Origin of the sequence: Burkholderia sp. LS-044 (assembly GCF_004803625.1) — a bacterium.
In the GTDB taxonomy this organism is placed as follows: domain Bacteria; phylum Pseudomonadota; class Gammaproteobacteria; order Burkholderiales; family Burkholderiaceae; genus Burkholderia; species Burkholderia cepacia.
In genome coordinates this window covers 103,822-116,911 of record NZ_SSWO01000002.1, presented here as the reverse complement: position 1 = coordinate 116,911, position 13,090 = coordinate 103,822, and the positions used below count along the sequence as shown (strand labels likewise).

15 protein-coding genes and 1 pseudogene are annotated in these 13,090 nt (G+C 69.1%); 5 read left to right on the top strand and 11 right to left on the bottom strand.

Translation table 11 applies throughout. From position 1 onward, the window contains the following. Positions 1-109 precede the first annotated feature (109 nt). Positions 110-430: a hypothetical protein gene (locus E9536_RS05635; protein ID WP_060280461.1), complete on the bottom strand. Its 321-nt coding sequence runs from the start codon at positions 428-430 to the stop codon at positions 110-112. A 73-nt stretch (positions 431-503) separates the two neighbouring features. Beyond that, positions 504-1,376, bottom strand: coding sequence for a LysR family transcriptional regulator (locus E9536_RS05630; RefSeq protein WP_059485416.1), 873 nt, complete (start codon positions 1,374-1,376; stop codon positions 504-506). Positions 1,377-1,546: 170 nt separating this feature from the next. On the opposite strand from E9536_RS05630, the gene E9536_RS05625 reads away from it, so the two are divergent. Further along, the gene (locus tag E9536_RS05625; protein ID WP_059698695.1) at positions 1,547-3,007 is read left to right on the top strand and encodes an MFS transporter; all 1,461 of its coding nucleotides are present in this window, start codon (positions 1,547-1,549) and stop codon (positions 3,005-3,007) included. A gap of 78 nt (positions 3,008-3,085) precedes the next feature. Here the strand turns inward: E9536_RS05625 and E9536_RS05620 are convergent, their stop codons facing one another. Next, entirely contained in the window at positions 3,086-3,277 is a 192-nt protein-coding gene (locus E9536_RS05620) for an oxidoreductase-like domain-containing protein (protein WP_091919022.1), read from the bottom strand. 82 nt (positions 3,278-3,359) lie between these two features. Next, positions 3,360-3,797: a hypothetical protein gene (locus E9536_RS05615; RefSeq protein ID WP_226112756.1), complete on the bottom strand. Its 438-nt coding sequence runs from the start codon at positions 3,795-3,797 to the stop codon at positions 3,360-3,362. 159 nt (positions 3,798-3,956) lie between these two features. On the opposite strand from E9536_RS05615, the gene E9536_RS05610 reads away from it, so the two are divergent. Continuing rightward, the gene (locus E9536_RS05610; protein ID WP_124838583.1) at positions 3,957-4,379 is read left to right on the top strand and encodes a RidA family protein; all 423 of its coding nucleotides are present in this window, start codon (positions 3,957-3,959) and stop codon (positions 4,377-4,379) included. Between the two features lie 72 nt (positions 4,380-4,451). On the opposite strand, the gene creD is transcribed toward E9536_RS05610, so the two are convergent. The 5 genes and pseudogenes from creD to E9536_RS05585 all read right to left on the bottom strand — a co-directional run. Continuing rightward, entirely contained in the window at positions 4,452-5,849 is a 1,398-nt protein-coding gene (gene creD, locus E9536_RS05605; protein WP_136469455.1) for a cell envelope integrity protein CreD, read from the bottom strand. A gap of 114 nt (positions 5,850-5,963) precedes the next feature. Next, positions 5,964-7,415 carry a two-component system sensor histidine kinase CreC gene (gene creC, locus E9536_RS05600; RefSeq protein ID WP_060173275.1) on the bottom strand — a complete coding sequence of 484 codons (1,452 nt, stop codon included), beginning with the start codon at positions 7,413-7,415 and terminating at the stop codon, positions 5,964-5,966. Positions 7,416-7,430: 15 nt separating this feature from the next. Next, positions 7,431-8,141, bottom strand: coding sequence for a two-component system response regulator CreB (creB, locus tag E9536_RS05595; protein WP_027789482.1), 711 nt, complete (start codon positions 8,139-8,141; stop codon positions 7,431-7,433). Positions 8,142-8,226: 85 nt separating this feature from the next. Further along, entirely contained in the window at positions 8,227-8,940 is a 714-nt protein-coding gene (locus E9536_RS05590) for an SDR family NAD(P)-dependent oxidoreductase (protein WP_136469454.1), read from the bottom strand. A gap of 105 nt (positions 8,941-9,045) precedes the next feature. Then, positions 9,046-9,384, bottom strand: a pseudogene (locus E9536_RS05585) (sterol desaturase family protein); the annotation flags it as partial. Positions 9,385-9,466: 82 nt separating this feature from the next. On the opposite strand from E9536_RS05585, the gene E9536_RS42530 reads away from it, so the two are divergent. The 3 genes from E9536_RS42530 (at position 9,467) to E9536_RS05575 (ending at position 11,220) form a co-directional block, all read left to right on the top strand. Continuing rightward, positions 9,467-9,589, top strand: coding sequence for a hypothetical protein (locus E9536_RS42530; protein ID WP_261324931.1), 123 nt, complete (start codon positions 9,467-9,469; stop codon positions 9,587-9,589). A gap of 163 nt (positions 9,590-9,752) precedes the next feature. Then, positions 9,753-10,460, top strand: coding sequence for a hypothetical protein (locus tag E9536_RS05580; RefSeq protein WP_060205101.1), 708 nt, complete (start codon positions 9,753-9,755; stop codon positions 10,458-10,460). 277 nt (positions 10,461-10,737) lie between these two features. After that, positions 10,738-11,220, top strand: coding sequence for a cupin domain-containing protein (locus E9536_RS05575; protein ID WP_021158171.1), 483 nt, complete (start codon positions 10,738-10,740; stop codon positions 11,218-11,220). 103 nt (positions 11,221-11,323) lie between these two features. Here the strand turns inward: E9536_RS05575 and E9536_RS05570 are convergent, their stop codons facing one another. Together E9536_RS05570 and E9536_RS05565 are read right to left on the bottom strand one after the other, a co-directional pair. Further along, complete coding sequence (locus tag E9536_RS05570) at positions 11,324-12,133, bottom strand: SDR family oxidoreductase (protein WP_060086298.1); 810 nt, start codon at positions 12,131-12,133, stop codon at positions 11,324-11,326. After that, entirely contained in the window at positions 12,130-12,963 is an 834-nt protein-coding gene (locus E9536_RS05565; protein ID WP_136469691.1) for a molybdenum cofactor biosynthesis F family protein, read from the bottom strand. The genes E9536_RS05570 and E9536_RS05565 overlap by 4 nt, the downstream gene beginning before the upstream one ends. Positions 12,964-13,090: the final 127 nt, after the last annotated feature.

Below are 13,090 nucleotides of genomic sequence, written 5' to 3'. Positions count from 1 at the left end.
GGTTGGACGGCTGGGCGGTTGGACGGCTGGGCGGTTGGACGGCTGGGCGGTTGGACGGTTGAGCGATTCGCAGCGGCGAACGTGCAGTGAACGAATCGCCCGAGCGGCGCTATTCGTAGCTTTTCCCGGCGAACAGGATGTCCGCCATGCGCCGCCACGGATTGTCGGGCACGTCGTAGTAGCGCAGCCCTTCCTCCGATGCCTCGGCCCAGTCGACCATCGCGTCCAGGTACTCGCCGATCGAGTGGTTTTCCCACCCGAGCGCGGCGCGCGCATACGGCGACGGCGGCAGGTCGGCCTCGAGCTGCCGCTCCTTGTTCCAGTCGTGGCCGAGCACGCGCAGGAAGTGGATCAGCGAGCGTTCGTCGACCACGCGCTCCAGCGCATCCTGCAGCTTCGCGGCCATCTGGCGTTGCAGTTCGTCGTTCATTTTTTTCTCCTGGCGCGCCTCTCAGGTACGCGCCGCCGCGCATCGCGCGGCCCGGTTCCACGGTTCCTCGGTTCTACATCAGCAATTGCCGCGACAGCACCTCGCGCGCCTGCGTGACGGTTTCGCGTTCGCCCGGCATCGGCGGCGTCAGCGAAAACACCGCGTCGGGCAGCGGCGGCAGACGGTATTTCGCGCCGAGCCGCATCATGCCCTCGCCAATCGCCGACGCGCACAGACAGCCCACACCGAGCCCCGCCGCCAGCATCGACTGCAGCCCCGCGACCCCCGACGCGCTGTGCACGAGCCGGTACGGCATATGCCGCTCGTCGAGCGCGCGCACCGCGACCTGATGCATCATGCAGTCGTCCGGCAGCAGCACGAGCGGCAACGGCTCGGGCAGTTGCTCGGCGAGCGCGGGCGACGCGACCCACGACAGCGGCTCGCGCCGCAGCACCCAGCGCGTATCGGCCGACGCCGGCCGGAACGGCCCGCTCGACAGGTTCATCACCACGCCGAGATCGACCTGCCCCCGCGCATGCGCCGCCTCGATGTCCGCGCTCTTCATCGCGCTGACGTGCAGGCTCAGTTGCGGGTAGCACTCCCGCAGCCTGGCGAGCAGGCCCGCGACTTCGTTCGTCCGGTAGTAATCGGTGATCGCGACGCGCAGCTCGCCCTTGATCGCCTGCCCGCGCACTTCGTCGAACGCGGCCTCGTTCAGCGCGACGATGCGCCGCGCGTGCTGCAGCAGCCGCGAGCCGGCCGGGGTCGGCTCGACGCCGCGCTTGCTGCGCACGAACAGCGGAACGCCGGCGCGCGATTCGAGCTTGCGCACCTGCTCGCTGACCGTCGACTGCGACAGGTGCAGCAGCGGCGCGGCGGCCGTCAGGCTGCCGGCATCCGCGACCGCCGCGAAAGTACGCAACTGATCCAGGTCGAAACCGCGCATCGCCCTTCTCCATCCATCGAATAACCCGATGGATGCTACCACCAATTCCCGCTTTTCCGATTCATTGCCGCCACCCAGAATGGGGGTCAATCGCCCGCCCCCGGCCGAACCGGCGCCCCCGGCGCCGCGTCCGGCCTGGATACGGCCCTCGTTTCTTCGGACTGGTTTCCATGACCCACGACACCCTTGCCCCCTGCGGCCCGGCCGGCACGGCCGCCGCGGCGACACCGCGCAGCCACCACGGCTGGGCGCTGGTGGTCCTGCTGGTTGGCGCGATTTTGCCGCCGCTCGACTACTTCATTGTGAATCTGGCGCTACCGGCCATCCGCGACGGCATCGGCGCGCGCCCGGCCGAGCTGCAGCTCGTCGTGTCGGCGTACGCATGCGCGAACGCCGTCGTGCAGATCACCGGCGGCCGGCTCGGCGACCTGTACGGCCGCAAGCGCATGTTCATGATCGGGATGGCCGGCTTCGTCGTCGCGTCGACGCTGTGCGGGCTCGCCGGCAGCGGCGCGGTGCTGGTCGGCGGCCGCGTGCTGCAGGGCCTGTTCGCCGCGATCCTCGCGCCGCAGGTGCTCGCGACGATCCGCAGCGTGTTCAGCCCGCAGGAGCAGGTGCGCGTGATGGGCTTCTACGGTTTCGTGTTCGGCCTCGCGGCCGTGATCGGCCAGCTCGGCGGCGGTGCGCTGATCAGCCTGCATCCGTTCGGGCTCGGCTGGCGCGCGATCTTCCTCGTCAATCTGCCGATCGGCATCCTGGCGCTGATCGGCAGCTGGCGCTTCATCCCGGAAAGCCGGCCGCCGCGCGGCCAGCGCATCGACGTGCCCGGCATGGCCCTGCTGTCGCTGTTCCTGCTGATGCTCGTCTACCCGCTCACGCACGGGCGCGAGGCCGGCTGGCCGCTGTGGATGGTCGCGTGCCTCGTCGGCGCGCTGCCGATGCTCGGCGCGCTGCTGGCGGTCGAGGCGCGCCGTCTCGCGGGCGGCCACGATCCGCTGCTCGACGTGCGCCTGTTCCGGAACCCGGTCGTCGCACTCGGGCTCGTGCTGGCGTTCCTGTTCTATACGCTGAGCGCGTTCTTCCTGAGCTACGGGATCTATCTGCAGGGCTGCCTGAACTGGTCGCCGCTCGCATCGGGGCTCGCGATCCTGCCGCTCGGGCTCGGCTTCCTGTCGAGCCCGCTGCTGATGCCGCGGCTCGTCGGCCGGTTCGGCGGCTATCGCGTGCTCACGCTCGGTTTCGCGATGCTCGCGGCCGGCGTCGCGACGGCCGCCGCGCTTGCCGGTGCGGCCGCGCCGGGCCCCGGCTTCTACGTGGGGATCGCGGCGATCGGTGTCGGCCAGGGCCTCGTGCTGCCGTCGGTCGTGCGGATCGTGCTCGCGGAAGTCGATACCGCGCGCGCGGGCGTGGCATCCGGCATGGTCACCGCGATGCTGCAGATCGGCGCGGCCGTCGGCGCGGCGACGCTCGGCGGCGTGTTCTTCGCCCGGCTCGGCACGCATCCGGCCGCGCTCGATTATGTGCAGGGCTTCAGAACGTCGATGTTCGCGCTGACGGCCGTGCTGCTCGCATGCATCGCGCTGTCGGCCATGCTCGGGCCGCTGCATCGGCGGCTACATGCGGGCGCGTGACGCGGGATCGGCGCCCACTGCCGGCGCGGCTCGATACGCGCGGCAAATGCGCACCGCTCGCCGGCATCGGGCTTGTCGTCATGGCTTGTGCTGCGCGTGCCGCGCTTCCCACTCCGCCAGTTCGACGCGATAGCGCGCCAGTGCTTCGTCGTACAGGTCGAAAACGCACGGCGAACAACCGCTGTTGCAGCAGTCTTCCAGTTCGGGTTGTACGGGCGGGGTCGGACGCGGATCGTCGATGGACGGATCGGTGGGGGCAGGCGTGGGCACGGCGAAAATCGAATGGCGGAAAAGCTCGAGTATAAGTGGATGCCGCCCGGCCTGTCGGTGGTGACAGCCGGCACGCGCCGCGTCACATCCCCAGGATCGTCACCTGGTCGTGGCGAAGCCGAACGTCGCGCGTCCACGCGTCGACTTCCGCGATCACGCCGGCCAGCGCGGCGCAGCTTGCGTCGAGACGAGCGACGAAAGCCTGCCGCGATCCGCTGAAAATGAAACCGAGCCGGTCGAGCGCGTCGGTGCGCTGCGCGGCGTTGCCGAGCCGCCTGCCCGTGTCGGCCAGTTCGGCGACGATCGCAAGCCAGTCGGCCATGCCGACGGCGTTGAACGTGTAATGGTCGTAGTCGGGGATCTGCCGCGCGATTGCCGCCTCGAGCAGCCCGAACACTTCCTCGTCGAAGAACAGCGACCCGGCATTCCAGCAGGTGCGCGCATACGGCCCGCCCATGAGTTCGACGTACGCGCTGCCGTCGAGCGCCGCACGATCCTTGATGACGCGGATATCGTCCATGTGTGTCGTCGTGATCGCGGAACAACGCCCCATGCGTCGCCGCGCGTTCATCCATAATGGCGCGATTGTCGACGAAGCGGGCGGTGCTGTCGACGGCGCGCCTCCGTTGCGCGGCCGCTCGCCGCAAACCGTGCGGCCGCCCCCCACAGGAGCCGCGTGATGGCCGAAGCAGTGAATCCGCCGGAAGTCTGGGCGCCGTTCGGCGCGTTCTCGATGGCCGTGATCCAGGGCGACGGCCGGATCGTGCATCTGAAGGGGCAAGTGGCGCTCGACCGCGACGGCCGGGTGGTCGGCCACGGCGACATGCGCATGCAGCTACGGCAGACGCTCGACAACATCCGCGCCGTGCTCGCCGCGATGGGCGGGCAGATGCAGGACGTGATCTCGCTCGTCCACTACGCGACCGACATCGATGCCTTCATGCAGGCCGGCGACATCCGCAACACGTATTTCGCCGCGCCCTATCCGGTGACGACGACCGTCCAGGTCGAACGTCTCTACCATCCCGACCTGCTGATCGAGATCACCGCCGTCGCCGAAATTCCGCTCGCGCGTTTTCGCCGGCCCGCACCGCACGCGTGAAGCGCGGCTGTCCCGCGCCGGATGACGCGCCGGCCGTCGCATTGCCGACCGGCGCGCTCGCCACCCGCGTGCCTACTTCGCCTGCGCGCCCGGCTTCACGGCGCCCGCGGCCGCCTTGTCGGCCAGCGGTTGCCATGCGGCGCCGAGCAAATACCAGTCGACGCGGCGCGTGAGCGTCATGATGCCAGCGAGGATCGCGAACAGCAGCAGCGAACCGAGCATCAGCGCGTTGTCTTCCGACAGCAGCAGCCCGTAGAGCGCCGCGTACAGCACCGCAAGCAGCGCCGAGAACACCGCGCCGCGCTTCACGCTGTGCAGCACGAACGACAGGTAGAAGCCGAGCAGCCCGATGCATGCGCCGCTCGCCGCGAGATACGCGTACGCGAACGCGATGTGTTCGGAGAGGCTCAGCAGCAGCAGGAAGAACAACGCGAGCGACAGGCCGACCAGCGTGTACTGGATCGGGTGAATGCGCAGCCGCTTCACGAGCTCGTACATGAAGAAGCTCGCGAACGTGAGCATCACGAACAGCGCGCCGTACTTCGTTGCGCGTTCGGCCTGCAGATAGACGTTCACGGGTTCGATCATCGACACCGACGCCGTTTCGATCGCGCTGTCCCCGTTGCCGGTCGCGATCTGCTCGCGCGCCTTCGTGTTGAACGACGTCACGCGCCAGTTGCCAGTGAAGCCGCGCGCATCGACCGTGCGGTTGTTCGGCAGGAACGCGCCGTCGAAACTCGGATGCGGCCACGTCGACTTCAACGAGAAATCGTTCTGGTCGCCCACCGGCGCGAACGCGACGGACTCCGCGCCCCGCAGCGGCAGGTCGATGCTGAACGGCACAACTGCCCCCGCGCCCGCGCCTGCTTCGGCCAGCGCCGCGAGGTCGATGTTCGCGTGCACACCCTGGCGCAGGCTGTCCAGCCGCGTGCCCTGCTCCACGTCGAAACGCGCGCCGCCGATACGCAGGTCGGGTTGCGCGGTCAGCCCGCGAATGTCGCCGATGCCGATCGCGACATAGGCGTTGTCGACCTTGAAGCTCACGTGGCCGTCCGCCTGCGGCAGCTTCTTCAGGTCCGGCAACGCCAGCGTGCCGGTCAACCGGCTCGTCAGTTCGTACACCAGCGCCTTGTGGATGCCGCGATAGCGGACGCTGGTCGTCAGCGTGCCGTCGACGTTCAGCGTCTTCGGAAACACGAGCAGGCGCTTCGTCTCGCTTCTCAGGCTCGTCTTCGTCGCACCGCCGGCGGGCGTCTCGTCGCGCACGCGCGTGACTTCCGTGTAAGGCACGACGAGCACGGGCCCCGACACCGTCTGCGGCCCCGCATAGCTCGACCAGATGCTCTGCAGCGCGTCCATGCGATACGCGGAGCGTTCGTGCACGATGCTTTGCACCATCTGCAGCGGGATCAGGATCAGCAGCGCAAGCAACGCGGTGATCGCGAATTTGAACAACAGGACTCGATTCATGGCCGACAGGTACCGGAGTAAAAGGTACCGCCAGCATGCGTCGGCCCGGTGAAGGGCGATTGAAGCCGGTGTGAAGCGAATGTGGGCCGAATGTGGGGCGAACGTGAAGCGCGGTCAGGCCGACGACGGCAGCGTGAGCGTCGCGCACGCGCCGCCTTCGTCGCGGTTCGCGAGCGCGACCTGGCCGCGGTGCAGCATCGCGACTTCGCGGACGAAACACAGCCCGAGGCCCGTGCTGCGATCCTGCCCGTCGGGGCGCGGCAACGAATAGAAGCGCTCGAACACGCGCGCCAGTGCGTAGTCGGGCACACCGGGGCCGTCATCGGCGACGCGCACGATCGCGACGTGCGCCCTGCCCGCCGGCTGCCGTTCGAGCGCGATGCGGATCGTGCTGCCCCGCGGCGCGAAATCCAGCGCGTTGTCGAGCAGGTTGCCGAGCGCCTGGCGCAGCAGGAACGGATCGCCTTCGACGACCGCCGGGTCGGCCGCGTCGTTCGCGTCGATCGCCAGGTTCACGCCGCGCTGCCGCGCGCGCGGCTCGATATCGTCGACGAGCTGTTCGAGCACCGGCCGCAGCGCGACCGGTTCGCGCACCGACAGCCGCTGCTTCTGTTCGACTTCGGCGAGCGCGAGCAGCTTGCGGATCATCTGTTCGAGGCGGCCGGCCTGGCGGCGGATGTTCTCGGTGAAGCGCCGGCGGTTCGCAACCGGCATGTCTTCCTGCAACAGTTCGGCTGCACCGCTGATCGCCGCCAGCGGGCTTTTCATCTCGTGCGTGAGCGTGTGGATGTAGGTCTCGACGTACTGCCGGTCCTCCAGCCGCTGATGCATGCTTTCCACCGCGCGCCCGAGTTCGGCCAGCTCGCTCGCGCCCTGCAGCGGCATGTCGGCCCGCTCGCCCGCCGCAATCGCGCGCGCATAGCGCTGCAGGCGACGCAGCCCGATCACCAGCCACCAGGTGCACGCGACGCCGATCAGGATCGCGCCGCCCATCAGCAGCGCGCCGTACAGCATGATCTTGCGCTGGCTGCGCGCGATGAACGGCGCGACCGTCTGGTTCGGCTTCGCGATCGTCAGCACGCCGATGATCTCGTTGCCGCGCCGGATCGGTGCCGCCACGTGCATCACGGTGCTGCTGTCGTCGTTCGGATCGCTGCGCGTGCTGCGCGCGCCGTATTCGCCGCGCAGCGTCCGGTAGACGTCGTTCCAGCGCGAATAGTCCTGCCCGAGCGCGCGGCCGGTCGAGTCGTAGCGCACGATGCCGTGCGCGTCGGTGATGTAGAGGCGGTAGCCGATCACGTTCTTCTGCACGCCCCACACGTTCGCGCTGACCGGGCGTTCGTGAAGTTGCGCGAGCTGCCGCGCGAAAGCGCCGTCGGCGATATGGCCGCTGGCCATGTCGTCGGCGGCCAGCGTCGCGAGCACTTGCGCGGTATCGACGAGGGTGTCCTCCATCGCCTCGCGCACGCCGGGCTTCACCTCCTGCACGAACACGCGCAGCGTGATCAGCGCGGCCAGCCCGACGATCAGGAAAAAGCCGAAGAAGATGCGCAGGCCGATATGCATGGGCGGTGCCGGTCGTTACGGTTGCAGCGAATAACCCATCCCGCGATGGGTGCGGATCGGGTCGCGCTCGGGGTCGATCGCGCGCAGCTTGGCGCGCAGCGTCTTGATGTGCGTGTCGACCGTGCGGTCGGCCGAATCGAAGGCCTCGTGCCACACGAGATCCATCAGCTGCTCGCGCGAATAGATGCGCCCGGGATGCCGGACCAGCAGCGCCAGCAGCCCGAATTCGTAGCGCGTGAGATCCAGTGCGTGGCCGAGCCACGACACGCGCGCGCCATCGGTATCGACCGTGAAGCCCGGCGCGGTCGTCGCGGCGGGTGCCGGCGCGGGCGCGGGTATCGATTCGGGGGCGGCCGCCCGGTGGAAACGCCGCAGGATCACGCGCACCCGGGCCGCCAGCTCGCGTGGCGAAAACGGCTTGACCACGTAATCGTCAGCACCGATCTCGAGCCCGACGATCCGGTCGATTTCGTCGTGCCGCGCCGTGAGGAAGATCACCGGCACGTCGGAGAACGTGCGCAGCCGCCGGCATACCTCGAAGCCGCTGAGGTCCGGCAGGCCGACGTCGAGCACGACGAGGTCGAAGCGCGCATCGCGCAGGCGGTCGAGCGCCGCCTGCCCGAGGGTGCAGTGGACGGTCTGCATGCCGTCGGTACCGAGGGCGTAGACGATCGTGTCCGCGATCGCCACTTCATCTTCGACGATCAGGATATGGGGCTGATGCATGGTCTCGGGCTGGGCTCGCGTGTGTCCGGTGCGCCATTGTACGCACGGCCGGCCGCCGCGCGAGCGCGAGCCCGTGCCCGCCGGACTACGCGACGCGGCCGGTCACCGGGATCGACGCGCCGGTGATCGCCTGCGCGTCGGCCGACAGCAGGAACCCGATCGTCGCCGCGATCTGTTCCGGCCGCACCCAGCGCGTGAAATCCGCGTCCGGCATGTCCGCGCGGTTCGGCGGCGTATCGATGATGCTCGGCAGGATCGCGTTCACCGTCACGCCACGGTCGAGCAGTTCGGCCGCCAGCGCCTCGGTGAGCCGCGCGACGCCGGCCTTCGCGGCCGCATAGGCGCCCATTCCCGCGCCGGCCTTGAACGCCGCGCCCGCGCCGATGTTGACGATACGCCCGGCCGGGCTCGCCAGCAGGTGCGGCAGCGCGCCCTTCGATGCGTTCAGCGCGGTCTTCACGTTCAGTTCGTACATGCGGTCCCACGTGGCGGCGTCGCCGTCGGCGATCGTCTGCCACACGAACGCGCCCGCGATGTTCAGCAGCGCGTCGACCCGGCCGAATTCGCGCTGCACGGTATCGAGCGCCCGCGCGGCGGCCTGCGGATCGACCAGATCGATGCCGCCGATGCGCAGCGCGTCGGCCGGCACGCCGGGCAGTACCTCTGCCGCCGGGGCCGCGCCGCGGCCGATCAGTGCGACGCGTGCGCCGCGCGCGCCGAGCCACGCGGCCGTCGCGATGCCCAGATGGCCGAATCCGCCCGTGATCGCGACTGCCTTGCCTTTGAGATCGTGTTCCATCGATGTTTTCTCCTGGATCGAGGGTTGCTTGATGATGCGTATTGCATGGGTCATGCCGGCCGCGGCACGCATGCGCGGCCGGCAATTCGACACAGCGTAGCGCGTTCACGCATCCGTGCGCACGGCGACGAGGCCGCGGCGGCGCAGTTCCCCCGTCGTTTCGCCCTGGTTGTCCGGGCGCCAGCCCGGCGGCAGCAGCACGAAGCGGATCGCCGTCCACACGTCGCGGGCCGTCGCGACGTCGCGGGCGAGGCTCGCCCAGTGTTCGAGTTCGACGACGAACGGATTGCGCGAACGGGTCGGCGTGACGAGGCCGAAACGGCACGGCTCGTCGGCGCGCTCGGCGACATAGGTGCCGAACAGCCGGTCGAACACGATCAGCACGCCGCCGTAGTTCGCATCGAGATAGTCGAGGTTCGACGCATGGTGCACGCGGTGCGCGGCTGCGCATCGACCGCGACTACCGCCATGACCGCCGCGCCGGCGGCCCGCACGCAGGCCAGCGGTCGGCGCCGGCCTGCATGGCGTGTCCAAAGCGAAGCACGACACGGTGGCGTCCGATACGGATCGACTCGCGCGCTCGATCGCGAAACAGCTCGCCACGCAGAATGCGGCGAACGCGTGGCTGCCGACGGTGTCGGCGAGCTGACGCACCGCACGCCGCCTGCGCGGCCCGGCGGGCGCGCACGCGGACGGCCGGGCATAATGCGCGAGGCCGCTGCGGCGGCACGCGCCGCGACCGTGCCGGGCCACCCGACAGCCGGCGCCATTTCCCGTCCTGAACGAATTCCGAACCTCAACCCGTCAATGCCATGCAAGTACTCGTCGTAGGAACCGGCAAGCTGGCCAGCGAACTGCTCGGCGCGCACCGGCTCGACCCCGCAACCTGTCGCGTGATCGCGTGGTCGGACAGCACGCACAACGATGCACAGCGTAGCGACGCCCGGCATGTCGACGCCCGCTCGATCGTCGTGCATGCCGGTTCCGGCCGCGAACTCCCTGACGTCATCGCGTTCTGCGAGGCCACCGCGTCGCCGCTCGTCGAGCTGTCCACCGGCTCCGTGCTCGAAACCGGCGCGTACGCTTTCCCGGTCGTGCTGTGTCCGAACACGAACATCCTGATGCTCAAGTTCATGAGCATGCTGGAAACCAGCGGCCACCTGTTTCACGACTGCCGGATCAGCCTGACGGAGTCGCACCAGGCCGGCAAGACGTCCGTCCCGGGCACGGCCGTCGGGATCGGCCAGTCGCTCGGCGTGCCGCCGGAAGACATCCGCTCCGTGCGCGACCCGGACGTGCAGCGCAGCGAATTCGCCGTCGCCGACGATCAGCTCGGCCGCCACGCGATTCACCGGATACGCATCGACGACGGTGCGTGCAGCCTGCAGTTCGAATCGCGCGTGGTGGGCGATACGCCCTACGCGGATGGCGTATCGCGCATCGTCGATGCCGTCCGGCAGCACGATCTCGAGCACCGCCGCTATTCGATCGTCGAGTTCATCCGCAACGGCTGGCTATAGTCGCGGCGGTACGCGGCGGGAGGCATGCGCGCGTCTCGCACGTCATTTCCACAATGCAAACAGGTTCGTCGCAAAATACCGTGGATGTCGCCGATCGCTTCGCCGGCGACATGCGGGCCACACATCCCGCCGCCCGGCAGCCGCGACGCGCAACCGTCGTTTCGCATCGGCCGGCAAGTTATCGGCGGAGGTCCATTCGCCGAGACGGAGCGCAAACCGCTGCCGACGCCGGCGCGTGAATCGCCGCAGTCGACATCCCCCGAAAGGAGAGCACCCAATGACCCGCCCCGATTTCATCAAGCACTGGACCGAGCTCGAAGAACCGGAAGCGCATTGCTATCGCGGCGACACCGAGCCGATGGCGCTGGACGCACCGCTTTCCGCCGAACTCGGCATCACCCGTATCGGCATTCATCACGTGAGGCTCCTGCCGGGTCGGCGGACGTCATATCCGCATGCCGAAAGCACCGAGCAGGAGTTTGTGTACGTGCTCGAGGGCAAGCCCGATGTCTGGATCGACGGCGTGCTGCACCCCGTTGCCGAAGGTGATTCCGTCGCGTTTCCGGCGGGCACCGGCATCTGTCACACCTTCATCAACAACACGAAGGACGAGGTCAGGCTGATGGTGATCGGCGAACGCCCGCGCGACGACAACCGCATCCGCTACCCGAAGAACGAGGCGTACGAGCTTACCCGCGCGGACCGCTGGGTGGACTGGCCCGCCAGGCCGCTCGGGGACCACGACGGCATGCCGGACTGACGCTCGCGAAGATGCCCCCGACGGAACATGTCGAGCCTGCTGCGTGAACGCGCGGCAGGCCGCCGGAGCCGCCCCGTTGCGCGGCGCGTTACCCTGCCAGCCGTCACTCGCCGCCCAGCACCGCCCCGCTCTCGGGCAACGTCGCACCGCCATCGACGACGATCGTCTGCCCCGTGATGTACGCGGCATCGGCCGACGCGAGAAACAGCATCGCGTTCGCGACATCTTCCGGCTCGCCCATCCGCGCAAGCGGAATGTCGCGCGCGATCTGCGCGGCAACCGACGCATCGCCAAGATTGCCTGCCGCCGGCGTGCGGATCATTCCCGGTTCGACACCATTCACCGTCACGTTGTGGCGTGCGAGCTCCAGCGCCGCCGCGCGAATGAAGCCGTTCACGCCGGCCTTCGACGCCGCGTAATGCGCGAGCCCCGGATATACGACGCGCGGCCCCGTCACCGACGATGTGACGAGCAGCCGCCCCGCCCCCGCGCGCCCGAAGGCCGGCAACGCGGCCTGCGCGAGCCAGAACAGCGCCGACAGGTTGACCGACAGCGTCCGGTCGAGCGTCGGCTCGTCGATCTGCGTGAACGGCGTCAGCGGAAAATACGCGGCATTGTGGACGACGACATCGAGCCGGCCGCCGTCACGCTCGACTGCCGCGACCAGCGCGCCCAGTTGGTCGCGGCTGGCCGCATCCACCCGATAGGCGCGCGCCTCGCCGCCCGCGCTCGCGAGCGCGTCGGCCTGCGCGGCGGCGGCCTCGCCGTTCAGGTCGGCGAGCGCGACGAACGCGTCGGATTCCGCGAAACGGCGCGCGATCGCCGCGCCGATCCCCTGCGCGGCGCCCGTGACGAGCACGACGCGCCCGCTGAAATCCGCCCGCAGGCGGCCGCTGCCCGGCACGGCATTCATCGCTGCGCCCCGCCGTCGAGCGGATGCACGGTGTCGTTCAGCACCTGCGCATGCGCGCCGATCGGGAAGTTCGACAGCGTGCCGAAATCGCCGCCCTGGTAGCCGAAGATCTTGCCGTCGGTCTTGCGCTGCGCGAGGTCGATCAGCACGACGCCGAGCGTCGGCACCACCTTTTCGCGCCACACGAACAGATACAGCTCCTCTGCAATCCTGAAGTAATGGCAGCGGTCGACATCGGCCAGCCCGCCTTCGACACCCTGCAGGCACTGCCACGCGTAGAAGTTCTCGTTCAGGTAGATGTGCTCGTAGCATTCGGTCGGGCTGTAGCGGTACATCGTCCGCTTGCCGATCAGCTCGCGCGTGGGCCCGTGCAGCGGCCCCGGCTGCGTATGGCCGCCGAGCGTGCCGTGCCGGAAACCGGCCTCGACGCCCGTCAGCGGCAGCCCGCGCGCAACCCGCGTGAATGCATCGATACGCGTGTCGGCTTCGGTCGGCAGCGTGCCGACAACCGACGTCCATACACCGTTGTCGAGATCGATCACGAGACTGACCGACGTCGCGCGGGCGGCCGAATCGATGTAGTCGACGAAGTACAGCCCGTTGCGCAACCGCGTCACGCGGCACGGCTCGCGGCCGCCCGTGTCGGTCGCCGCGTCGCGCCACTGCAGCGCGCCCGGCTCGAACATGTAGACCCGCCATGCCCCCGACGCGTCGCCGAGCGTCAGCGTATGCCCGGCGAGCGCATCGGAGGATGCGAGGATGTTCGCTTCCGGCGCGAAGCCGTCCGCGAGCGCGCCAACCTGAATGAATACCGGATCCTGTTGTTCCACCTGCCGTCTCCCGCGCAGCTTCAGGCCCGGCGGGCCGTGTACGCTGCTCATGTGCACATGGTGCGGGCTGCGCGCGATGCGCGGTATCGGCCAAAAGGATGAAGGGCGCGCGCCGCCGGAACGCGCT